The organism is Bacillus sp. FSL R10-2201 (assembly GCF_038008665.1).
Lineage (GTDB): Bacteria > Bacillota > Bacilli > Bacillales > Bacillaceae_G > Bacillus_A > Bacillus_A mycoides.
This window is the reverse complement of the sequence record NZ_JBBOZP010000001.1, coordinates 2,702,484-2,724,737: the sequence shown is the minus strand read 5'-3', so window position 1 is coordinate 2,724,737 and position 22,254 is coordinate 2,702,484. Positions and strand designations below refer to the sequence as shown.

Below are 22,254 nucleotides of genomic sequence, written 5' to 3'. Positions count from 1 at the left end.
TGAAAAGAGTAGATTTTTGTAACTATTTGTAAAAAAAGAAGGGTGCAAAATGAATAAAATAATACAAGCCCAATCTCAATGGGATTTGGACAGGCTATATCCTCAAGAACAAAACTTCACGTTTTCTATAGAAACGATAGAAAGATTAAAAATTGAATATAAAGCAACAAAAGACTCAGTAATCCTTTCACAACTTATAGAGGCTATCGAAAAAGCAGAGTATTACTTATATTGCCGTGCTGCTGAAGATGAGAAGCATCCTGAAAATACTTTACTAAGTGTAAAAGTAAATCAATTAAAGAAAGAAGTTCAACTATTAATAGAATCTAGTAAGGGACAAAGTGTTAATACAAATCATTCAAGTATTAAACTAATAGAAAATGAATTAAAAGCTTGGGAAGATATGTATACACAATTAAGAAATAAAATAGAAGTAATACACGATAAAGAGACTTTATCATTTGGACAAGCAAATTACGTTGCGATGAATAGTGATGATCATAATGAAAGATTAATAGTATTTGATTCTCTTACAAATGCTTTGAATAAGGAAAAAGATATCTTCGCTACTGTATTGAATCAAATAGGAAGATTACGTCATGCTAAAAGTGATGAAATGGAAGGGACAGAGATTTTAAAACAATCACTACAAGCAAATGGCATCTCTGAAACTGCATTATCCCAAATGTGGAATGCAACGGAACAAAATCTTACGAAGCTAGTAATTGCGTTAAACGGTTATAAAAAAGGAAAGAATTCAATTACATGGTACGAGCTAATGACATGGAAAGAAAGTAATGAGACTGTTATTCCTTTTTCAGTAGCAGTAAAAAACATATATGATGCACTAAAAAATATAGATGAAGAATTGGCACAGTTCGCACAGAATGCAATAGCAAATGGATGGGTAGATGCTGAACCGAGAGATAATAAACCACCAGGTGGGTTTTGTGCTCCTTTTTTCAGTGAAAAAGAATCCCGTATTTCAATGCGTTATGATGGAACAATTGATAGTGTAAGAGTACTTGCTCATGAATTAGGACATGCTTGGCATTTTTATGTTATGAGTTTGGAACAATCTACTTCATTTTTAGATGATTACCTGCCAATGAGTACAGCAGAATCAGCGTCTATTTTCTTTGAGATGGTGCTCGTAGATCACTTAATAAAAACAGCAGAATGTACAGAAATGAAAAAGGCATTGCTTAGCTGGAAAATTAGAAATAGCTTTAATTATGTTATGGCAATTCGTGCATCGTTTCAGTTCGAAAAGAGTTTTTATGAAAAAAATAAAGAAGGTCCTATAAGTGCTGATGAAATTGAGAAATTATCTATAGCAGCGCAAGAAAAGGCATACGGAAATGCACTAACAGAATATCAGCCATTTGTTTGGATGAAATACGTTCAGTTTTATATAGCAGACGTTCCTTTTTACAATTATCCATACACATTTGGGTATTTAGTAAGTTTTAGTTTACTAGAATTAGCGAAAGAAAATAAAAGTGAATTTCATTTGAAGTATAAAGAATTTTTGCGAGAAACGGGAAAAGCTCCAGTTGAAGAACTTATGAAAATACATTTTGAAATTGATCTAACAAATTATGAATTTTGGAATAAAGCTTTTATACAAATAAATAAAGATATTGATGAATATTTGCAGCTTATGTAGGGGGAGAACAAATTAATAAAGGGGACTACATACATGAACAGAATCGGCATTATCGGAGCAATGCAAATCGAAATAGACTTACTATTAGAAAAACTACTTATTAAAGAGGAACATACTATTGCGAGAATACCTTTTTATAAAGGAAACTTCATGGATACAGAAATTATTATTACGCGATGTGGTGTAGGAAAGGTAAATGCTGCCGCATGTACACAAATTTTAATTAATAAATTTGATGTGGATTCTATCATTAATACAGGTATTGCGGGTGGATTACATCCGGATGTGAAAATTGGTGATCTAGTTATTTCTACAAATGTTACGCATCATGATGTTAATAAAAATCAAATGAAGAATCTATTTCCGTTTCAAGAAGTGTTTCATGCAAGCAAGGAATTAAGAGATTTAGCCCGAAAAGCTGTTAATAGTAGTAGTTTAAATATTACTGTTCATGAAGGAAGAATCGTCAGCGGAGAATGCTTCGTCGAGGATTCAAAATTAAAGGAGCAATTAGTCACTGAATATGTACCTCATTGTACAGAAATGGAAGGGGCAGCAATTGGACATGTTTCTTATATAAATGACATACCGTTTCTCGTTTTGAGATGCATTTCTGACAGTGCAGATGATTCAGCGCAAGTTTCATATGATGATTTCGCGAAAACCGCAGCGAATTATTGCTCAGAAATTATTGTTGAGATGCTTAAAAATATTTCGATTAAAGCTGTATTGTAGTTCATAAGTAAAGAATGGGAGAGAATATCATGTTACAAGCACTAATTTTCGATATGGATGGAACTTTATTTCAAACAGATAAAATTTTAGAGTTATCACTAGATGATACATTTGATCATTTACGGTCACTACAATTATGGAATACGATAACACCAATTGATAAATATCGTGAAATTATGGGTGTACCTTTATCTAAAGTTTGGGAAGCTTTATTACCTAATCATTCTAATGAAGTAAGGGAACAAACAGATGCATATTTTTTAGAAAGACTAATTGAAAATATAAAGAGCGGAAATGGTGCTTTATATCCGAATGTAAAGGAAGTTTTTAGTTTTATAAAAGAAAATAATTGTTCTGTTTACATTGCTAGTAATGGTTTAACGGAATATTTACAAGCAATCGTATCTTATTATGATTTAGACCAATGGGTTACGGAAACATTCAGTATTGAACAAATACACTCGCTAAATAAAGGTGACTTAGTAAAAAGTATTTTGATGAAATATGATATAAAAGAGGCAGCGGTAGTTGGGGATCGTTTATCGGATATTAATGCGGCAAAAGATAATGGTCTAATTGCAATTGGATGTAATTTTGATTTTGCACAAGAAGATGAACTTGCTCATGCTGATTTAGTAATTGATGATTTAATGGAACTGAAGGGGATATTACCAGAATTGAAGAATACGTACATAACAAAATGAATAAGTTCACATTCAAATGAATGCTCAGGATAATATATTCTTGGGCATTTTTATTTTTCAAAAAGATACATTTGGATAGAGAAAGTGGGGGATTAAGCTGGAAGATATACAAATTAAGCAGATTGAAGATTTGTTTAAATATGAGATTAATCACCTTATTCAAGAAAGTACAAAAGAGGGATTTAACTTCTTAATAAAACTAATAAATGAATATGAAAGTAAAAGAAATACATTTAGTAAAACGGGCGAATGTTTATATGGCATTTTTCGAGGTGATACGTTAATTGGAATCGGGGGATTAAATCAAGATCCGTATACGAAAGTTAATAAGATTGGCCGATTGAGGAGATTTTATATTTCAAAGGATTATCGGCGCATCGGATTAGGGAAGTTGTTATTAAAGAAACTATTAAGACATGCGGAAAAGTATTTTCACGTTGTTGTTCTACATTCGGATACAAAGCAAGGTGAGGAGTTTTATAGCGCAAATGGATTTGTAAAAATCGGAAATTATAAAGGTTCAAGTCACCTGATAAGATTGTAGAAAGGTTCTATACTCAAGTATGGAACCTTTCTTATGCAATTACATCTTAACATTCATTTGTTTCAATAAACCCTTAGGATCACCTTTTACATAATAAAAATGCGGATTATTTTCATCATCGTAAAGCATAATATAAGGTTTTTCATTAAGCGGGAGAAGAATAAGTACCTCATCAATTGTTGTATGTAACCATTGATTTGTAATAGAAACTGGTTTAGATAAAGGGATTTTTATCATGTGACCATCTTTTGGAACGACGTTTAAGTTTTTGAACGGGCCAGTAATGTATTTAGCATATTGAACAGCTTCTTTTTGAATAGCTGGATCTAAAGATTGTTTTTGAACGACCATTTCTTTTTTACAATCAAATACTTCAATTTGTTTATTTGTATTTGCGAACGCATTTGTTGATAATAAAAAGAAGAGAAGAGTAATGACTCCTATTTTTTTGAACATGAAATAACACCTCACACTTACTATACCCTCAAACGTTGTAAATATTTTTATGTCACATTGATGTAACAAAGAAGTTGTATGATAAAATTGATATTTGTTTATAAGTAATGGAGGAAATGTAATGAAAGTATTAATCGCGGATGATGAACAAGATATGCTGAAAATTTTAAAAGCATATTTTGAAAAAGAAGGCTTCGAAGTTTTATTAGCAAAAGATGGAGAGGAAGCACTTCAAATATTTTATGATGAGAAAATTGACTTAGCTATTTTAGACTGGATGATGCCGAAAAGTAGTGGTATTACTGTCTGTCAGGAAATAAAAAAGAATTCGAGTGTAAAAGTATTAATGCTTACTGCGAAAAGTGAAAGTGAAGATGAATTAGCAGCTCTTCAAAGCGGGGCAGATGAGTATGTGAAAAAACCATTTCACCCAGGAGTGCTAATTACGCGAGCGAAAAAGCTTGTACAGCATGAAGATGTTATTCAAGTTCAAGATTTAAAAATAGATTTCACCAAAAATAAAGTATATAAAAATGAGAAAGAATTAGACATTACAAAGACAGAATTACAATTAATAAAGTGCTTTTTAAATCATAAAGGCACGATTTTAACGAGGAAAAAGTTGTTAGATATCGTCTGGGGATTTGATTATTTTGGGGAAGAGCGAACGGTTGATACGCATGTAAGAAGATTACGTAAAAAAATAGGAGAAAATATTATAAAGACACATCGCGGTTTAGGATACAGTTTGGAGGAAGAGTGTGAATAAACTCGGTAAAAAGTTATTTTTCAGCATCTCTTTAACAGTCATCCTTATTTTTGCCATCTCTTTATTATTAATCAACTATTTTTTACCAAAATATAATGTGCACAAAACACGCGAAAGCTTAGAAGGCATTACAGCGCAAATCCAGTCAATACCGCGTAAAGAGCTGGATAATGCTATAAATCATATTGAAAATGAAGGTAATGTTACGATTGCTTATACATCAATAAATAGTTCAGAAGATGCTATTAATGAAGAATTACGCATGCAACTTACAAAAAAGAGAGTTGCATTGAATAAACTTTGGATTACAAAAGAAGAAATTACGAAAGTGAAGAACCTCGGACAATCGAATAAAATATATGATCAAGAAAAGATAAAATCTAGTTTTTTTGCGAAATACATTGCGAAAGATGATATGTTGATTTTAGTAGGAGTTTCTATCGCACATTCAAATGAAGTAATTAAAACGCTTAACTCATTTTATTTATACATTTTGGGATTCTCACTATTTCTTATTATCGTGCTCGTCTGGATTTTTTCAAAAACAATCACTACGCCACTGAATGAATTGAGTGATGTCGCAGAAGATATTTCACGTCTGAAATTTAAACGGACGAAAGTTAAAACGAATGATGAAATAGGTGATTTAGCAAATAGTATAAACATTATGAGTGATAAATTACATGAAGCACATCAAGATTTAACAGATCGAAATGACCACTTAAAACGATTTATGGGCGATGTAACTCATGAATTAAAAACACCAATCGCATTAGTAAAAGCATATTCTATGGGAATAAAAGACGGTTTAGATGATGGCACATATGTTGATACAATCATTAAACAAACAGATCAAATTTCAAATTTAATTGAAGAGTTATTGCGATTTTCTAAACTAGAAAGAGATATTTTACAAAAAGAAGAATTCCCTATTGAACCACTAGTACAAAGTATAATAGATAAGCATAAGATTGAACTAGAGTCGAAAGAAATCAAGTTGCAAGTGAACTATAGTGTTGGTGACACGATTGTTTATGCTGATTTAAATAAAATGAGAATGGTCTTTCAAAATTTAATTTCTAATGCGATAAAATATACAACGAATCAAAATATAAAAATCACATTAGAAGAGAAAAATGGCATTGTGTATTTTCAAATTCAAAATGGTATTGCTGCTGAGGTAATTAAAGAGGTAGATAAAATTTGGGAGCCTTTTTACGTATTAGAATCTTCTCGCAGTAAAGAAAAATCAGGTACTGGATTAGGATTAGCGATTGTAAAAAGTATATTAGAAAGACATGGTTTTGAATACGGAGTTTCGGTAGAAGATGGAGAAATACAATTTTATATGTATATAGAAAGGAACTAATTGTTATTAGTTCCTTTTCTATTATCTTGAAAGATTCGAATGTTTTACAAATTTCTCAACTTTCCATAAAATATAAACTGAATTTTCTGCAATTTTAATGTATAGTAAAAGAAGGAATATATGGGGAGGGAAGGGCATGAGGAAAAAGAAATTAGCAATAACACTTTCAGCTATATTATCTTTAACAATTACTTCAGGAGTTTCTAGTATGACTGCACATGCAGAAAATAAAGAAGGGAGCTCTGTAAAAGGGAGTGATATTAAGTTAAATGGTCAAATTTCAGAAGCTTTAACTCCAAACACAAAAATTCAATTGGAAAATGGGATGACAAAACCAATCTATTCTCTTGATGAAGCAATTATTGAAAATTTATTTGTAGAGACAGAAGTCGATAGTGATAGAGATGGTAAGAAAGATCGAGTATCAATTAAAGTTATGCGTCCAAAGACAGAATCAAATGTAAAAGTTCCTGTTATATATGAAATGAGTCCATATCGATCTGGATTGAAAGATGTTCCTGTTTATAATGTTGATGAAGAATTGTATGCGTATGAAGGAAAACCGTATGCAGCGGTTAATCTTGGTTCATACGGCAATTATTATGTTCCAAGAGGATATGCAGTTATTTTAGGCGAAAGCATCGGAACTGGAAAATCAGATGGATGTCCGACAACCGGAGATGAACAAGAAATACTAGGGACGAAGTCTGTCATTGATTGGGTAAATGGGCGTGCAAAAGCATATACAGAGGATGGTAAGGAAGTAAATGCAAATTGGTCTTCGGGAAATGTAGGAATGACAGGAGTTTCTTATAATGGTACGTTACCAAATGCTGTCGCAACGACAGGAGTGGAAGGGTTAAAAACAATTATTCCAATCGCAGCGATTAGTAGCTGGTATGATTATTATCGTGCAAATGGGGCGGTTATTGCGCCAGGTGGATATCAGGGAGAAGATACAGATAATATGGCAGAAGCAGTACTAACAAGAAAGAACCCTGAAGTTTGCGGGCAAATCATTAAAGAACTAACAGCTGGACAAGATCGTAAAACAGGCGATTATAACGATTTTTGGGATAAACGTAACTATGTAAAAGATGTTAAGAATGTGAAGGCTAGTGTGTTTGTTGTTCACGGTTTAAATGATTGGAATGTAAAAACGAAGCAGTTCGCACAGTGGTGGGAAGCTCTTGGCAAAAATAATGTTCCTCGTAAAATGTGGTTACATCAAGGTGGACATGGCGGAACATCAAGTAATAACTGGCAACAAACCCAAAATAAATGGTTCGATTATTGGTTATATGGAATTGAAAATGGAATTATGGATGAACCGATGGTAGATGTACAACGTGAAAATAAATCGTGGCAAAAAATAAAAAATTGGCCAGATCCAGCAGCTGTACCATCAAAAGTCCGTATGTATTTAAGTAATAAAGCAGTCAATCTACCATTAAGTATGGGATCAGTAAACAATGTTTTCTCATTAGTAGATGATGCTAAAATAAAGTCAAATCAACTAGTAGAAAACCCTGAGTTAGAAATAGCGAATCGATTAGTATATACAATGCCTGTACTGCAAAAAGATATGCGAATAAGTGGTACGCCTAAAATTTCAATAACAGGAAATATTGATCGATCTGTTTCAAATTTAACAGCTTTACTTGTTGATTATGGCGGAGCGAGGCCTGAAATTGTAACGAGAGGTTGGATGGATCCGCAAAACTTAAATAGTATAGAAAATTCAACAGCGATTCAACCTGGTAAAGATTACACATTTACATGGGACATGCAGCCAGATGATTATGTATTTAAAGCAGGGCATCAAATGGGGGTCGTTTTAATCGCAAGTGATTACGATTATACAATTAGACCGAAAGCAGGAACGAAGCTAACGGTGAAATTGAGCGAAGTGACATTGCCGATTGTGAAATAAATAGTTTTTGATAAAGAGCTTACTATAGTAAGCTCTTTGTTTATAATCGGAATTTTCAACTATTATATGTTCAATCGCGAGGAAATATTATACAATGTAAATATATTACATGGAAAGTGAGTGATAAATTATGACAGTCAGCTCTTTCGAATTCTCATTAAAATTTGAGGTACGGAAAGATTAAGTAAATTAGAATCTTCCGTACACATAAAACGGAGGAGAAAATAAATGTTTAGTTTTTATAGTACACTTTGTACAGAACTATATGATTTTACAAAACCTGTCGGTTATTCTTTAAATGGTGATATTGAGTATTACCAAGAACGTTTAAATAATTGTGGGGGAAGAATTCTCGAAGCGGCAGTAGGATCAGGGCGTGTCATTATTCCACTTCTTGAAGTTGGATTTAAAGTTGATGGGATAGATTATTCAACTGAAATGCTAGATTCTTGCCGTAAGCGTTGTAAAGAGAGAGGCTTAAACCCTAATTTATACCAAGGAAGCTTACAACAATTTTCATTACCATATAAATATGAGGCGATAATAATTCCTACCGGATCCTTTTGTTTAATTGAAAATCGTGATGATTCTATAAACGCTTTGAAATGTTTTTATGAACATCTTAATCTAGGCGGGCGTTTAATTGTAGATCTTGCGCTTCCATATGACTGGAAGACGGGTGAGATTCATACATCGACTTTTTCCTTACCAAGCGGGGACGGAATTACATTAGAAAATAAATCAATTGAAATAGATTGGCTTAACCAAGTAACTGTATCATATTTAAAATATGAAAAATGGAGTAAAGGACAGTTAGTACAAACTGAACTACAACGTTTTGCAATGCGGTGGTATGGAATAGAAGAGTTTAAACTCCTTTTAGAAAGTATAGGTTTCACTGACATTACTTGCTCTGCTGACTATGTTTATGAAAAGCAACCGTCAAATGCAGAACAAATTATTACTTTTGAAGCTGTACGAAAGTAATAATATAGGAACTATTCATGAAAATAAGGCAATCGACACAACATCGACTGCCTTATTTTCAATTTTAGGATATGTTTTATTTAATTGTTTATAGAGAAAAATCGGAGGAAAACAAATGAAATTCATCTTAATATTTGGCCCGCAAGCAGTCGGGAAAATGACGGTCGGGCATGAGTTAGAAAAAATAACTGATTTAAAGCTATTTCATAATCATATGACGATTGATTTTGTTAGCTCGTTTTTTGATTACAGTACAAAGCGGAAGCACAACGGTTAGTAAGTTTGTTTCGTAATGAACTATTTGAAGAAGTGTCTAAAAGTGATTTATACGGAATGATTTTTACATATGTATGGGCATTTGATCTTCAATCGGATTGGGATTACATAAACCATGTAGTAAGTATTTTTGAATCAAAAGGCGCAGCAGTATATTTTGTAGAGCTCGAGGCAGAATTAGATGAAAGATTAGAGCGAAATAAAAGTCCACATAGACTAGAGCATAAACCGAAAAAAAGAGACATTGAATGGTCTGAAAAAAATTTAAAAGAAACGATGAAAAAACATAGATTAAATTCATTTCATGATGAAATTGAAAAAGAAGAGTACATAAAAATTAATAATACTCATTTGAGTGCTAAAGAAGTAGCTGTAATGATTAAGGAAAAATTCCGATTGTAAAATACTTAAATGCTGTTACGTTTTCATTGTCCAAGCATTCTCCTACTAACTACATATACTATTTATATTAAGGACGGTCACTAATTTATTGAGAAACCGTCATTTATATATAAATGACAACTTTGGAAGGAGGTAAGAAAAAATTGGAAAATGAACAGCCAGGAAGAATTGAAAATCAAGTGTATTCTAATCGAGTTGTAAGATCAGAATTTGATAAGCATTGGGAAACTTGTATTTCAAAAAGTGGTTATGTAATCTATGTAGCGACAAGTGATCATGCTGAAGTAATAGTACTTCTTTCAGATGGTTCAAGTAAATTGTTAATCTTCGAAAAAGGCGGAAAAGTAGTAGTGGGTGGTGGTGGAACAAGTCATTACAGCAAACCGCATATTGCAAGAAATATTTAATGTGAAAAATGTTAATCGAGAAGATGCTGGTAGCCTTATAACCTTTAATTTATATATAAAAATACAAATCATAAAGTAAGTTTTTTTAGATTCTGGCGTTTTTTGTAACAAAAATAAGATGAAAAAGATCTTTAACGTATAAAGGTCTTTTTTGTTTTATTATAGCAGGGATATACTGTATACATAAAAAAGTGTAGTGAAAAACAATCAGCCTTTCATGTACTATACATGAAAGGCTGATTGTTTTTATGTGTTGAAGGAGTCTTTTAGAAGAATTGTAGTTTTTAGATTGATAGTTAAAACTGTAACAGCTTATGTATAATTAATATCATTTTGTCAAATGAATGTCACATAAAAGTCTTATAGTGTATATAGAAAGTGAAACATATACAAAACAGGAGATGAAATGATGAAAAAGGCACTACAATATATATTCATATTATTTACGTTAGTTACTTTAAGTTATGTAATTTATATTAACTATGAAAAGCAGAAAGAGATTAAAAATAATAAACAAGTAATTAGTGAAGTTGCAAAGAGGTATGATATTCCAGATTGGATACCATTATCTATTGCTGATCATGAAACAAAATTTGATCGAAAAGCGATAGGGGATAACGGAACATCTTTCGGATTATTCCAATTACATCGTGGTGGATTAGCACCAGCGCAATTATCGGAAGAGAGTTTAGTGGATTCGCGTATAAATACAACGATAGCAATTTCAAGTATGGTCAAATCGTATGAACGTGGTGTGAAAAAAGGACTGCAGGATTGGGAGTTGCTTAAATATGTTGCTAATACATCAGGGTGGCCAGGAAACTTAGGAGGAGAATGGACAGATAATAATACGAAATATAATAAAGGGCTAGAACAATCATATCAATTATATAAAAAAGAGAAGTAGATATAAAAAGGCATTTTCAATTTGGGGAAATGTCTTTTTTATGTTATAGTATAAAAGTGTTTGGGTGTTATGTTATTTCGATATATCTTCAAATTTGTTGTGTAGTATTTTTATATTAAATAACTACTAAAATCATTTTTTTATATAAGGAGTAAGAAGTAGGGATATGAAAAATATAGATTTTATACTAGAAAGTGATGAAACATTAAAACCGTCAGAACGATTAGTACTATTATTATTAGAGAAGCATAGAATGTTATATACGAACGATCTATTAGCTCTTTCAAATTTATCATATAAAACATTAACAGATTCACTAACAGCACTCGTTTTAAAGTCTTATGTTTTAAAGGATACAGGTAAGGGAAGAAGGCAGAATTGTTATAGATTAGTATGATAAGAGTACTGCTATAGATTCTTGCTATATATGTATTTTTCAAATGTAAGGATAAATTCCATTTTTATTTTCAAGTGATAAAAAACTATTAATTTAAGTAAATAGCCGGTTTTGAATATATAAAGAGTTCATGGCTGCTAAATATATAATTTCATTTCATTTTTATTAATGTTTATTAGTTGTAAGTGAAAATGATATTTTTTTAAACAAATATAAAAATGAAATTCAAAAACAATCTACTCATTAGAGTGGGTTGTTTTTTTATTAGGATAGCGAATTATAAAAATAATATTATTATGTAAACTTAATTATTTAGAAAGGAACATGTGATTATTAATGGAATTTATTAAGGGGTACTTAACATTTGTATACATGGAGGTTCATTATGGAACAAATCATATCAATATCACAAGCAGTCATAAGAGGGGAAAAAGAAAAGGTAGTAGAAATCATTAATACGGATCCAAGTGTTGTTAACTCATTTAGTGAAGATGGATGGACACCGCTTCACTTAGCTGCTTATTTTGGACAGAAAGAAATTGCAAGTTTCCTTTTAGAACAGGGAGCAGAAATACATATTAGAGCAAAAAACGAAAATGAAAATACACCTCTTCAAGCAGCAATTGCGAATAAGCAAAGCGAGCTTGTAGCTTTCTTAATTGAAAAGGGATCAGATGTGAATGCTGTGCAAAGTGGTGGCTGGACAGGACTTCATGAAGCGGCGTTATTAGGAAATGAAGAAATCATTATATTACTTCTTGAAAATGGTGCTAATAAAATGATTAAGAAAAATGATGGAAAAACCGCATATGATATTGCTTTAGAAAAAGGGTATGAATCCCTATTACATCATTTGCAAGAGGAAGTGAGCTTATGATTAGCCACTGGAATGTAGGGATTTTTCTTTTTAATGAAGTGGAAGTGTTAGATTTTGCGGGTCCATTTGAAGTTTTTTCCGTTACAGCAACAAGTGAAGGTCAACTATTTACAGTTCATACTGTTAGTCAAGATGGAGAAATGATTACAGCGAGAAATGGATTAAAGGTACAACCGGACTATAGTATCGAAAACTTGCCTCCAGTTGATATTTTAATTATTCCTGGTGGGTTAGGTGTTAGAGAAAACGAAATGAAAAATGAAATAATAACAAATTGGATCCGCGAGCAAATGAAAGAAGTAAAGTTAATGACTTCTGTTTGTACCGGTGCGCTTTTACTTGCGAAAGCTGGATTACTCGATGGCTTCAAAGCGACAACACATTGGGCAAGTATTGAAAGTTTTAGAAATGATTTTCCGAATGTGGAAGTATTAGAGAATGTAAAGTTTGTAGATGAGGGGCATATTATTACGTCTGGAGGAATTTCAGCTGGAATTAATATGTCATTTCACATTGTGCGAAATTTGTTGGGTGCTCGGGTTGCTGAAGAAACAGCGAAGAGGATGGAATATGATATAGATTTAAAGTATTAAAAGTAAAACAAGACCAGCAGTTGGATATTTCCAGCTGCTGGTCTTGTTTTATATTGACTGAATATGCGCTAATTCCTCATCTGTAAGAATCGGACGGATAGACGAGTCTGCATTTTCTTTCGCTTGTTTTTCTGTTTTTGCGCCAGGAATTGCGACCGATACCGCTGGATGAGTGAGGACATAACGAAGTGCAAGTTGCCCTAAGGTTTGATTTTCATTTGAGAGTAATCGTAGTTTCTCTACTTTTTGTAAATCTTCTTGAAACCACTTTTCTTTTGGCCATTCTTTGCGTAAATCTCCGTCAAGAAAAGTTGTTTTATTTGTAAATTTTCCAGTTAATATCCCCATTTTTAAAGGGCCGCGTATAACAGCTCCTAAATTGTTCTCCTGTAGGTAGGGCAGTATGTCGTTTTCCGGTTTTCGGTTTAATATGTTGTAATCAAGTTGCACAACATCAATTTCATTGTTTTTATTGAAGTGTTTTATATATTGTATGTCGTGAGTTGAAACACCAACAGCTCTTACTTTTCCGTCCCGTTTTAATATTTCAAATGCTCGTAAAAATGCTTCTGTTTCTTCTTGTTTATCCCACCAAATGTGACAGAAATAAACATCAATATAATCTGTTTCTAGGCGCAGTAAGCTAGTTTCAAATACTGCGATCACTTTTTCTGCAGTATTATAAACAGGCTCTCCACTTGGATCATAGTGATGACCAATTAAACCGCCTTTCGTTGATAAAACGATATTATTACGGTGCTCTCTTATCGCTTGAGTTACTAACCTTTCACTATGTCCTAATCCGTATACATCAGCAGTATCAATAAAGTTTACGCCACATTCAATTGCTTTCTTCATAGCGGTTATAGATTGTTTGTCGTTAACAGGACCCCATTCATCGCCGCCAATCGCCCACGCTCCAAAGCCAATTTCAGAAACAGTAATTCCAGTTTTACCTAATGTACGGTAGTGCATCATTTTTCCTCCTTGTAAGCATGTTATAACATCGGTATGCAAAACTAGAATTTATATGTGTAAAAATGTTTTCTACAATTGGGGAAAAAGAATAACATAAACTACTATTTTATAGCAGCATAAATAAAAATTCTCATTTTAAATACAGAGATGTCGTCGAACGCTATCTCTAATTGGTTAATTTGTGAGATTTTTTTGTGAAGGAGGTTATTTTATAAGAATAGAATTTAAGTTAGTAAGAGATCGTGCCTATGGTAGTGAGAAAATATGGGTTAGGGGGATTTGAAAATGAGGAAACTCAAAAGAGTCAATGTTCCTAATATACCAGAGCAACTATCACAGCCTAACGACAAGCGAACTATAAATAAGAAGAAGTTAAGGCGTTTTATTTTCATGTTCATTTTTATTGCTGTGACTACTTTGTACGTTCAATATATTTTAACGAAACAACAAGAAGTAATTAATGGCAAAAAAAATACAATAACAAATCAAAAGAAACAATTAGTTTCTTTAAAGAAAGATCAAGGTTCTTTAAAGACTAACATTGAGAATTTAACCGATAATGAAGAAGAGATTTTAAAGTTTGCTAGAAAAGAGTATCAATTTTCTAAGTCAAACGAAACAATATTCGTATTGCCAAAGTGAAGTGGTGGAACAGTTAGCGATAGCTAACTGTTTTTTGATGTATGAGGGAAAAGTTGTTTGTAGTGTGAATGTCATGGTACAAGGAGAAATGACATATTGTAAAAATGAGAAGTTTGAGCCAATTTTAATTGTTTTAAGAGATTTTCATAATTATGGAATATATGTCAAAATAAATATTGTTAAAATTCTGTCAATTGTATATAATACAAGGTAAGCGGATACATTTTTTAATCAACGTTGAGTTAACAGCTTATACGTCTGTTAAGAAAACCGTTATCCTCGTATAAGAAAGGAAGATAGCTGTGTACGCTTCAAATACAATTTACGTCGTAGGGGATGCGAAAGCACCTCAAAATAATCCCATTACCGAAAAGTTCAAAAGTTATTTTGTAGCATTTGTACTTGAGAAGGATACAGGGGAAATTGTAGATGCAGATTGCTCAGCCACAATTGCATTAACATCTCAATTTGTTAAATATTTGTTTCTACATAAAAATATTAATGACCCAGCATTAGTAACAGAAATAAAAAATCGGTACTTCGGTTCGTGTCAAAAGGCGCTACTTGTAGCGCTAAAGGATGCACAGAAAAAATATAATCAGATCGCTGCTTTGTCTACCCATTCATAGACAAAATCCAGCCGTAAGAATCTTCTTATGGCTGGATTTTTTTGTTTCGCATTAACGGAAAAGCCACCCGGATATTAAAGTATCACTCTATAAACAATGAAAGGATGAACAAAATGAAAATTACCGATGTGAAGGTAAACCGCCGACATGTAAAGCTTCATACACCGTTTAAAACTGCACTTCGCACTGTAACGGAAATCGAAAGTATAGATGTGTTTATTCATACAGATGAAGGGATTGTTGGAAAAGGAGCTGCTGCAGCAACACCGGTTATTACAGGTGATTTTGCCAACGGGATTGAGGAAGCAATATTAGGGCCAATTCGCTCCGTATTAGTTGATAAAGATGTGCTGCAATTTCAAACGTTATTGTTACACATTCAAATGAGCTGTATAGGAAATACAAGTGCGAAAGCGGCGGTAGATATGGCTTTATACGATGTATATTGTCGATTTCACAACATACCGTTATATGCATTGTTAGGTGGGAAGAAAGAGATTTATACTGATATTACAGTAAGTGTTGATGAGCCTTTATTAATGGCAAAAGAAGCGAAAAAGCATATCGAAAAGGGATTCCAAACATTAAAAATTAAGGTGGGTAAAGAGGCACATTTAGATTTAGAACGCATAGAGGCAATTCGAAATGTAGTACCAAAGAATACGACGTTACGTTTAGATGCAAATCAAGGATGGAAACCGAAAGAAGCGGTTTCTATTATTAGAGAAATGGAGAATAGAAATTTAAATATAGAATTTGTAGAACAACCAGTTCATGCGAAAGATTGGGAAGGATTAAAGTACGTGAAGGACAATGTACAAACGCCTATTATGGCAGATGAAAGTATGTTTTCGGCAAGAGACGCATTAAAGATTGTCCAAGGAGGATATGCAGACCTACTTAATATTAAATTAATGAAATGCGGCGGCATACGAGAAGCATGGAAAATTGCGGATATTGCGGAAGCAGCAGGTGTGAAATGTATGGTCGGAAGTATGATGGAATCTTCACTTTCAGTTAGCGCTGTTGCCCATTTAGCTGCGGCTCATCCGAATATTCATTACTTTGATCTTGATGCACCGTTATGGTTAGTAGAAGAGCCAGAAGGGATGACTTACACTGGTCCAAAGGTAAACCTGCATTCTATAGTGAATATACAATCTTAGAAGTAGTACCTAGTAAACTATCTTATAAGGGGGATATATATGAAAAAAGTAGGAACTGCATTTTTAACAACTTTATTTATATTTTCATCGTTTACTTCGGTGAATGCTGAAGAGAAGAAGGATAGTAAAGCATTTATAGATGTATCTGCTGCAACGTTATGGACTGCACCAGATTCATTACGACCAATTGATGCACCGAGTGCGACAAATCCAGTTGATTTATGGAAGTGGACGAAATCAATGACGCTAGATGAGAAGCTTTGGTTAACGAGTGCAAATAAATTAGAAACGCAAGCGCTACTCGGTCAAGAAGTAACAGTAATTGATAAAAAAGGTGATTGGGTAAAAGTACTAGTGCACGGACAGCCAACGCCGCGAAATGAAGAAGGGTATCCAGGGTGGATGCCTGAAAAACAATTAACGTATAATCAGGAATTTGCAGATAAAACAAACGAAGCTTTTGTATTAGTAACGAAACCGACAGCAATTGTATATATTAACCCTTCTGAAAAACATAAATCGCTAGAAGTCAGTTATAATACGCGTTTACCGCTATTAAGTGAAGATACGATCTCATACCGCGTATTGTTACCAAATGGTCAGAAGGCGTGGCTACGGAAAAATGATGGAAGTGTTTACCATTCTCAAAATGATATTCCGACTCCAACCGCTGATGACTTAATAAACACCGGAAAAATGTTTTTAGGATTACCGTATATATGGGCTGGTACAAGTGGTTTTGGATTTGATTGCTCTGGATTTACACATACGATTTATAAATCACATGGCATTACAATACCGAGGGATTCTGGGCCACAATCAAAAGCAGGAATTGCGGTTGATAAAGAAAACCTACAAAAGGGTGATTTAATATTCTTTGCACATAATCAAGGAAAAGGTAGTGTTCATCACGTTGCCATGTATATTGGTGATGGAAATATGATTCACTCTCCAAAGGCTGAAAGATCGGTAGAAATTATACCGCTAAATACACCAGGATATATAGAAGAATACGCTGGTGCTCGTCGTTACTTACCTTAAAAAAGATAGGGGGGCTTTATATGAAAAAGGTTGTTCGCTACTCATTAGTTAGTACTCTACTTGTATCTTCATTTTTAGTAGGCTGTGCTAAAGAAAAAACAGCTACAAAGCCGAAAGATGAGAAGAAAGTATTACAACTACTAGAAACGGGTGAAATTCCATCATTAAATTCAGGGAAAGTAACAGATGCGGTATCATTTAACGTTTTGAATAACGTAATGGAAGGGTTATTCCGTTTATCGAAAAATGATGAAGTGATTCAAGCGGGAGCACAAAAATATGAAGTGAGTAAAGATGGTAAGACATATACATTCCACTTACGTGATGCGAAATGGTCTAACGGAGATCCAGTAACAGCTCATGATTACGTATATGCTTGGAAGCAACTTATAAATCCAGATACAGCCTCTCAATATGCATATATCGCGTACGATGTGAAAAATGCGGAGAAGATAAATAAGAAACAATTAGGCTTAGAAGAATTAGGTGTGAAAGCAAAGGATGATAAAACGTTCGTTGTAGAGCTGGAACATCCTGTACCGTATTTTACGAAACTACTCATTTTACCATCTTTCTATCCAATTAATGAAAAATATGCGAAGGAGCAAGGTGATAAATACGGGTTAGAGGCAAATAAAGCGATATATAATGGGCCGTTTACATTATCAGAGTGGAAGCACGAAGCGAGCTTTACAATGAAGAAAAACGATAAATATTGGGATAAAAAAGAAGTGAAGTTAGATGAAGTAAACTATCAAATTGTTAAAGAAATTTCAACTGCGGTAAATTTATATGAGACAGATAAAGTTGATAGAGCTGTCATTTCAACAGAATTCGTAGATAAATATAAAAATAATAAAGAGTTGAAACAATATACAGATCCGGTTATGTATTTCTTCCGTTTCAATGAAAATGTGCCGATTCTTAAAAATAAAAATGCACGTCTTGCGCTAAGTACAGTGTTTGATAAAAAGGGCTTGGCGACATCATTTTTAAATGACGGATCAGTTGCTGCGAATTATTACGTACCAAAAGGATTTTTAAAAGGACCAGATAAGAAAGATTTTAGAAGTACGGCAGGTGAGTTTAATAAGACGGATGTAAAACAAGCGAAAGAATATTGGGAAAAGGCGAAGCAAGAGACAGGCACAAATGAAGTGACGTTAGAACTATTAAACTATGACTTAGAGAACTTTAAAAAGGTAGGCGAATATATTAAAGAACAGCTTGAGAAAAACTTACCGGGGCTAAAAGTAAATGTGAAATTACAACCACATACGCAAAAATTAGCGTTAGAGAAGAAAAAAGAATACGAAATGTCGTTATCACGTTGGTTACCTGATTATCCAGATCCAATGACGTACTTAGAAGTTTTCCTTTCGGGAAGTACCGTAAATAATACAGGATATGCAAATCCAGAATATGATGCGTTAATTAAGAAGATTAAAACAGAATTAGGTAATGATGAAAAAGCTCGTTGGAAAGCACTGCAAGATGCGGAAAAAGTGCTCCTTGATGATGCGGTAATTGCACCAGTATTCCAGCGCGGTCTTTCTTACTTACAAAAACCATATGTGAAAGAATTATATGTACATCAATTCGGTCCAGCTACAAGTTTAAAATGGGCAGATGTACAAAAATAAAGTGATGGAGAAACAGACTTCACGTATGTGATAGTCTGTTTTTTCTTATAGATTCAAATGAATTATAGACATTTTATAAGTTTTTTCATAGCTTAAAAATAAAATTATTACATAAATTCCAGTGTGAAATTTATGTAGAATCTTGTATAATTAACATGTTTCTTTGGAAACATTTTCTTTCTCTATGAATGTATGAATTTGCAGAGAAAAGAGAGGAATACATACATGTATACAATAGATAAATAGAATGGGACATGTATAGAAAAAAGGAGAAAAATGATGACGTGTCATAAACAAGGGTTACAATTTATTAGCAATAGAAAGAGGAATAAACGATGAAGATGAAGCATGCTTTCGGACCAATTATTTTAGCCTGTGTACTCTTTTTCATTGTATTGCTTATTCCATCTAAGAGTTTAGTGTCACTAATAAGCGATAAAAAGATAGAAGATGCAGCAACTTCCTTACAAAAAGAGAAATTACAAAGTGTTTTCTTGCAACAGAAAATGTTAGAGAATTCGCAGTATTTACCGATGTATGGTTCATCAGAGTTTTTACGAATGGATGCATATCATCCATCTAACTATTTTAGAGTAAATCCAGCAGGTTTTACTCCATTTTTAATAGGGACTGGTGGTACGCAAAGCTTGGCTCATATATTAAATATGACGTCTACAATGGATGAATTAGAAGGTAAAAAGGTAGTCTTTGTTCTTTCACCACAATGGTTTACAAAAACCGGTGTATCACAAGGGGATTTTACAAATAATTTCTCCAAACAACAAGCCTATCACTTTATTTTTAATGACGAAATAAAGCCTGAAATGAAGAAAAAAATCGCGAAACGTTTACTAGATTATAAAGTTGTTCGTAAGGATGCGATATTAAGTAGTTCGCTAGAAAGTATTGTATATAACGATACAAAACATAACATAAAAGCTGGACTAGCTAAACCGCTAGCTTATATGTACCGGAACATTTTAGATCATCGAGATTTATTTAACTCTCTATTTAAGATCGAACCGATGAAAGAGGAAACAAATATGGGATTACGTTCGCTTTCTTGGGAAGATGCACGTAAACATGCGGAACAAGAAGGTAAAGTAGGATCCACAACAAATACATTCGGAATTGAAAATCCATATTATTATAAACATAATTTAAAGAAAAAATTAAAAGGTTTAAAAAACTTTAGAGCAAATGAATCGTATGATGATTCACCAGAATATGATGACTTACAAATTGTTTTAGATCTTTTCAAAGAAAAAAATGTAAAACCACTCTTTATTTCTGTGCCTGTAAACGGACCGTGGTATGATTACGCTGGTTTCCCAAAAGAACGTCGTGATGTGTATTACAATAAGGTTCGCGATCAAGTTGAGAAAGCAGGATACCCAGTAGTCGATTTTTCTAGCCATGAATATGATAAGTATTTCTTAAAAGATACGATTCATTTAGGCTGGAAAGGATGGATCTATTTTGATGAAGCAGTGCAGAAGTTTTACTCTGAAAAATAATGCATAAACAATAGAAACAGGAATGGCAATAAAGCCGTTTCTGTTTTTTAGTATAGAGGATTTTGGTGTGGGCAATTTGGAAAGGCGTGTATATCTTGAATTTGTCTAAAGTCATAATGTTTCATGGCGAACTGGGCTTGGTAAAGGTATTCGTAAACAAATAATTGATTATTTTGAACTCTGCATAAAACGCCGGATGTCCCTTGCCCATTAATGAGAGAAACACCAACAGGGCGTCCGATTAAGTATGGTACTTTTTGCTGCCAATGCATAGGGAATCAATCCTTTTTGAGTTACTATACGTATTTTATGGTGGAATTGTTGCTCATCCATGTAAATCTTAGACTGGAGGGTTTTAATGAAATGTCTAGAAATCATTAATATGAATGAATTATTAGTGTGGAAGAGGAGTGCATTATGGAGAAAGGAAGGATTCTGGAAGAAAAGTTAAATCTAATAGAATGGTGCCAAACATTGAATGGAATATCGGAGGATATATGGTTTCAACCATTTAAAAAAGGTTCATGGGCAATTGCGGATGTAATTTCACATTTTATTGTTTGGGATGAGTTTCTAATGAAGTATAGAATTTCATATTTTGTAAGCGGGAAATCTGTACATATCGTTCCAACAGATGTTGAGGGAATGAATAAGGGTGCAATAAAATATGCAAGGTCTGGTATTTCAAAGGAAGAACTAATAGATCAATTTAGCTTTACTCGTAAACAATTAGTAGACCAAATTGAGCGAATTCCTGCTCGGAATTTTAATAATGACTATCAATTTGGCACAAAAAAATTGAGGTTAAATAATTATTTTTCATCACTTATCGAGCATGACTTAAAGCATAAAAAAGAAATAATACAATTTCTAATACATGATCAAGCCGATAATAAAAACCGCTATAATTCTTAATGAATTTATAGCGGTTTTTATTATAATCTTAAGCAAGATTTTTACGTTTTTTTGTCCACTTTTTTATTACGAAATATAAAAGTATAAGTACAACGCCACCGATAGCGAACGATTTCACATACGGTCCAGCAATATCGTTAATATTCTCCCAATTTTCACCTAGTTTCTCACCTAAATAAATGAAAATGATAGACCAAGGGATGATCGCAAGTGCTGTTAATGTAGTGAAACGTAGTAATGGCATTTTTGTAATACCAGCAGGAATTGATATCGCATGACGAACGATAGGAATGAAACGTGCAGTGAAAATTACGCCAGTTCCGTAACGATTAAACCAATCTTCAGCAGCATCCATTTGTTTTTTATGTATGAAAATATACTTACCGTAACGTTCTAATACAGGGCGACCACCATATCGACCAATCCAGTAAACAAAGATTTGGGCAATAACCCCACCAATTGTACCGAATATAACTGCGCCTACAAATGAGATACTACCATTGAATACTAAGTATCCCGCATAAGCAAGGACAATCTCACTTGGAATAATTTCAATCATAAGTCCAAGCATTATGCCCCAATAACCTAATCCCTCAAAAAATGTTAATACTGAATGAATAAAACTACTTAACATTGTTGCACCTTCTAATTTATGAATTTTGAATATAAGCCCCTTTATTTAACAATGTAAAAGGTTC

The 22,254-nt window shown here is 33.1% G+C and carries 25 protein-coding genes and 1 pseudogene; 22 read left to right on the top strand and 4 right to left on the bottom strand.

Translation table 11 applies throughout. The features are described 5' to 3' along the window. Positions 1–49 precede the first annotated feature (49 nt). From NSQ69_RS14050 to NSQ69_RS14035, 4 genes are all read left to right on the top strand, one after another. The gene (locus NSQ69_RS14050; protein ID WP_002127792.1) at positions 50–1,669 is read left to right on the top strand and encodes a M3 family metallopeptidase; all 1,620 of its coding nucleotides are present in this window, start codon (positions 50–52) and stop codon (positions 1,667–1,669) included. 33 nt (positions 1,670–1,702) lie between these two features. Further along, positions 1,703–2,404, top strand: a complete 702-nt coding sequence (locus NSQ69_RS14045; RefSeq protein WP_002168203.1) for a 5'-methylthioadenosine/adenosylhomocysteine nucleosidase — start codon at positions 1,703–1,705, stop codon at positions 2,402–2,404. 29 nt (positions 2,405–2,433) lie between these two features. Then, the gene (locus tag NSQ69_RS14040) at positions 2,434–3,108 is read left to right on the top strand and encodes an HAD family hydrolase (protein ID WP_149190606.1); all 675 of its coding nucleotides are present in this window, start codon (positions 2,434–2,436) and stop codon (positions 3,106–3,108) included. A gap of 130 nt (positions 3,109–3,238) precedes the next feature. Continuing rightward, complete coding sequence (locus NSQ69_RS14035) at positions 3,239–3,652, top strand: GNAT family N-acetyltransferase (protein WP_002012933.1); 414 nt, start codon at positions 3,239–3,241, stop codon at positions 3,650–3,652. 39 nt (positions 3,653–3,691) lie between these two features. Here the strand turns inward: NSQ69_RS14035 and NSQ69_RS14030 are convergent, their stop codons facing one another. After that, positions 3,692–4,108, bottom strand: a complete 417-nt coding sequence (locus NSQ69_RS14030; protein ID WP_002012934.1) for a hypothetical protein — start codon at positions 4,106–4,108, stop codon at positions 3,692–3,694. A gap of 121 nt (positions 4,109–4,229) precedes the next feature. On the opposite strand from NSQ69_RS14030, the gene NSQ69_RS14025 reads away from it, so the two are divergent. From NSQ69_RS14025 to NSQ69_RS13980, 10 genes and pseudogenes are all read left to right on the top strand, one after another. After that, on the top strand, positions 4,230–4,877 hold the full coding sequence (locus NSQ69_RS14025; RefSeq protein ID WP_000865958.1) for a response regulator transcription factor: 648 nt from the start codon (positions 4,230–4,232) through the stop codon (positions 4,875–4,877). Then, positions 4,870–6,246: a sensor histidine kinase gene (locus NSQ69_RS14020; protein WP_088045066.1), complete on the top strand. Its 1,377-nt coding sequence runs from the start codon at positions 4,870–4,872 to the stop codon at positions 6,244–6,246. The genes NSQ69_RS14025 and NSQ69_RS14020 overlap by 8 nt, the downstream gene beginning before the upstream one ends. 136 nt (positions 6,247–6,382) lie before the next feature. Further along, positions 6,383–8,179 carry a Xaa-Pro dipeptidyl-peptidase gene (locus NSQ69_RS14015; RefSeq protein WP_002127788.1) on the top strand — a complete coding sequence of 599 codons (1,797 nt, stop codon included), beginning with the start codon at positions 6,383–6,385 and terminating at the stop codon, positions 8,177–8,179. Between the two features lie 228 nt (positions 8,180–8,407). After that, complete coding sequence (locus NSQ69_RS14010) at positions 8,408–9,166, top strand: class I SAM-dependent methyltransferase (protein WP_078422489.1); 759 nt, start codon at positions 8,408–8,410, stop codon at positions 9,164–9,166. 115 nt (positions 9,167–9,281) lie between these two features. After that, a pseudogene (locus tag NSQ69_RS14005) lies at positions 9,282–9,844 on the top strand (AAA family ATPase). A 143-nt stretch (positions 9,845–9,987) separates the two neighbouring features. Continuing rightward, entirely contained in the window at positions 9,988–10,251 is a 264-nt protein-coding gene (locus NSQ69_RS14000; protein WP_002127785.1) for a hypothetical protein, read from the top strand. A gap of 406 nt (positions 10,252–10,657) precedes the next feature. After that, positions 10,658–11,158: an invasion protein gene (locus NSQ69_RS13995; RefSeq protein ID WP_002012946.1), complete on the top strand. Its 501-nt coding sequence runs from the start codon at positions 10,658–10,660 to the stop codon at positions 11,156–11,158. A gap of 166 nt (positions 11,159–11,324) precedes the next feature. Further along, positions 11,325–11,555, top strand: coding sequence for a hypothetical protein (locus tag NSQ69_RS13990; RefSeq protein ID WP_000789035.1), 231 nt, complete (start codon positions 11,325–11,327; stop codon positions 11,553–11,555). A gap of 385 nt (positions 11,556–11,940) precedes the next feature. Beyond that, entirely contained in the window at positions 11,941–12,432 is a 492-nt protein-coding gene (locus NSQ69_RS13985) for an ankyrin repeat domain-containing protein (protein ID WP_002127784.1), read from the top strand. After that, positions 12,429–13,025 (top strand): DJ-1/PfpI family protein, encoded by a 597-nt coding sequence (locus NSQ69_RS13980; protein ID WP_002168209.1) that lies wholly within the window; start codon positions 12,429–12,431, stop codon positions 13,023–13,025. The genes NSQ69_RS13985 and NSQ69_RS13980 overlap by 4 nt, the downstream gene beginning before the upstream one ends. Positions 13,026–13,073: 48 nt before the next feature. Here the strand turns inward: NSQ69_RS13980 and NSQ69_RS13975 are convergent, their stop codons facing one another. Continuing rightward, the gene (locus NSQ69_RS13975; RefSeq protein ID WP_002127781.1) at positions 13,074–14,000 is read right to left on the bottom strand and encodes an aldo/keto reductase; all 927 of its coding nucleotides are present in this window, start codon (positions 13,998–14,000) and stop codon (positions 13,074–13,076) included. 288 nt (positions 14,001–14,288) lie between these two features. Here NSQ69_RS13975 and NSQ69_RS13970 point away from each other — a divergent pair, with 288 nt between their 5' ends. From NSQ69_RS13970 to dltD, 7 genes are all read left to right on the top strand, one after another. Next, complete coding sequence (locus NSQ69_RS13970) at positions 14,289–14,645, top strand: FtsB family cell division protein (protein WP_078177163.1); 357 nt, start codon at positions 14,289–14,291, stop codon at positions 14,643–14,645. Beyond that, positions 14,584–14,859 (top strand): hypothetical protein, encoded by a 276-nt coding sequence (locus NSQ69_RS13965; RefSeq protein WP_002127780.1) that lies wholly within the window; start codon positions 14,584–14,586, stop codon positions 14,857–14,859. Before NSQ69_RS13970 ends, NSQ69_RS13965 begins: the two co-directional genes overlap by 62 nt. 88 nt (positions 14,860–14,947) lie before the next feature. Continuing rightward, positions 14,948–15,274, top strand: coding sequence for a DUF3870 domain-containing protein (locus tag NSQ69_RS13960; protein ID WP_002127779.1), 327 nt, complete (start codon positions 14,948–14,950; stop codon positions 15,272–15,274). A gap of 104 nt (positions 15,275–15,378) precedes the next feature. After that, positions 15,379–16,440: a dipeptide epimerase gene (locus NSQ69_RS13955; protein WP_176126856.1), complete on the top strand. Its 1,062-nt coding sequence runs from the start codon at positions 15,379–15,381 to the stop codon at positions 16,438–16,440. A 39-nt stretch (positions 16,441–16,479) separates the two neighbouring features. Beyond that, entirely contained in the window at positions 16,480–17,481 is a 1,002-nt protein-coding gene (locus NSQ69_RS13950; RefSeq protein ID WP_061690271.1) for a C40 family peptidase, read from the top strand. 20 nt (positions 17,482–17,501) lie between these two features. After that, positions 17,502–19,124 carry a peptide ABC transporter substrate-binding protein gene (locus NSQ69_RS13945; RefSeq protein WP_002127776.1) on the top strand — a complete coding sequence of 541 codons (1,623 nt, stop codon included), beginning with the start codon at positions 17,502–17,504 and terminating at the stop codon, positions 19,122–19,124. Positions 19,125–19,459: 335 nt separating this feature from the next. Further along, the gene (gene dltD, locus NSQ69_RS13940) at positions 19,460–20,641 is read left to right on the top strand and encodes a D-alanyl-lipoteichoic acid biosynthesis protein DltD (RefSeq protein WP_002127775.1); all 1,182 of its coding nucleotides are present in this window, start codon (positions 19,460–19,462) and stop codon (positions 20,639–20,641) included. A gap of 47 nt (positions 20,642–20,688) precedes the next feature. On the opposite strand, the gene NSQ69_RS13935 is transcribed toward dltD, so the two are convergent. Then, positions 20,689–20,913 carry a hypothetical protein gene (locus NSQ69_RS13935; RefSeq protein WP_002127774.1) on the bottom strand — a complete coding sequence of 75 codons (225 nt, stop codon included), beginning with the start codon at positions 20,911–20,913 and terminating at the stop codon, positions 20,689–20,691. Between the two features lie 145 nt (positions 20,914–21,058). Between NSQ69_RS13935 and NSQ69_RS13930 the strand changes: the two genes are divergently transcribed. Continuing rightward, complete coding sequence (locus NSQ69_RS13930) at positions 21,059–21,556, top strand: DinB family protein (protein ID WP_341099411.1); 498 nt, start codon at positions 21,059–21,061, stop codon at positions 21,554–21,556. Between the two features lie 28 nt (positions 21,557–21,584). On the opposite strand, the gene NSQ69_RS13925 is transcribed toward NSQ69_RS13930, so the two are convergent. Next, entirely contained in the window at positions 21,585–22,190 is a 606-nt protein-coding gene (locus tag NSQ69_RS13925) for a DedA family protein (protein ID WP_002032601.1), read from the bottom strand. Positions 22,191–22,254 lie beyond the last annotated feature (64 nt).

Excerpts from the sequence above, each read along its gene's own strand:
- NSQ69_RS13930 (WP_341099411.1), top strand. The coding sequence starts at position 21,059 with ATGGAGAAAGGAAGGATTCTGGAAGAAAAGTTAAATCTAATAGAATGG.
- NSQ69_RS13935 (WP_002127774.1), bottom strand. The coding sequence starts at position 20,913 with ATGCATTGGCAGCAAAAAGTACCATACTTAATCGGACGCCCTGTTGGT.
- NSQ69_RS13975 (WP_002127781.1), bottom strand. The coding sequence starts at position 14,000 with ATGCACTACCGTACATTAGGTAAAACTGGAATTACTGTTTCTGAAATT.
- NSQ69_RS13925 (WP_002032601.1), bottom strand. The coding sequence starts at position 22,190 with ATGTTAAGTAGTTTTATTCATTCAGTATTAACATTTTTTGAGGGATTA.
- NSQ69_RS13985 (WP_002127784.1), top strand. The coding sequence starts at position 11,941 with ATGGAACAAATCATATCAATATCACAAGCAGTCATAAGAGGGGAAAAA.
- NSQ69_RS14040 (WP_149190606.1), top strand. The coding sequence starts at position 2,434 with ATGTTACAAGCACTAATTTTCGATATGGATGGAACTTTATTTCAAACA.
- dltD (WP_002127775.1), top strand. The coding sequence starts at position 19,460 with ATGAAGATGAAGCATGCTTTCGGACCAATTATTTTAGCCTGTGTACTC.
- NSQ69_RS13950 (WP_061690271.1), top strand. The coding sequence starts at position 16,480 with ATGAAAAAAGTAGGAACTGCATTTTTAACAACTTTATTTATATTTTCA.
- NSQ69_RS14010 (WP_078422489.1), top strand. The coding sequence starts at position 8,408 with ATGTTTAGTTTTTATAGTACACTTTGTACAGAACTATATGATTTTACA.
- NSQ69_RS13945 (WP_002127776.1), top strand. The coding sequence starts at position 17,502 with ATGAAAAAGGTTGTTCGCTACTCATTAGTTAGTACTCTACTTGTATCT.
- NSQ69_RS13955 (WP_176126856.1), top strand. The coding sequence starts at position 15,379 with ATGAACAAAATGAAAATTACCGATGTGAAGGTAAACCGCCGACATGTA.
- NSQ69_RS14030 (WP_002012934.1), bottom strand. The coding sequence starts at position 4,108 with ATGTTCAAAAAAATAGGAGTCATTACTCTTCTCTTCTTTTTATTATCA.
- NSQ69_RS14045 (WP_002168203.1), top strand. The coding sequence starts at position 1,703 with ATGAACAGAATCGGCATTATCGGAGCAATGCAAATCGAAATAGACTTA.
- NSQ69_RS14015 (WP_002127788.1), top strand. The coding sequence starts at position 6,383 with ATGAGGAAAAAGAAATTAGCAATAACACTTTCAGCTATATTATCTTTA.
- NSQ69_RS14025 (WP_000865958.1), top strand. The coding sequence starts at position 4,230 with ATGAAAGTATTAATCGCGGATGATGAACAAGATATGCTGAAAATTTTA.
- NSQ69_RS13970 (WP_078177163.1), top strand. The coding sequence starts at position 14,289 with ATGAGGAAACTCAAAAGAGTCAATGTTCCTAATATACCAGAGCAACTA.
- NSQ69_RS14050 (WP_002127792.1), top strand. The coding sequence starts at position 50 with ATGAATAAAATAATACAAGCCCAATCTCAATGGGATTTGGACAGGCTA.
- NSQ69_RS13990 (WP_000789035.1), top strand. The coding sequence starts at position 11,325 with ATGAAAAATATAGATTTTATACTAGAAAGTGATGAAACATTAAAACCG.
- NSQ69_RS13980 (WP_002168209.1), top strand. The coding sequence starts at position 12,429 with ATGATTAGCCACTGGAATGTAGGGATTTTTCTTTTTAATGAAGTGGAA.
- NSQ69_RS13995 (WP_002012946.1), top strand. The coding sequence starts at position 10,658 with ATGATGAAAAAGGCACTACAATATATATTCATATTATTTACGTTAGTT.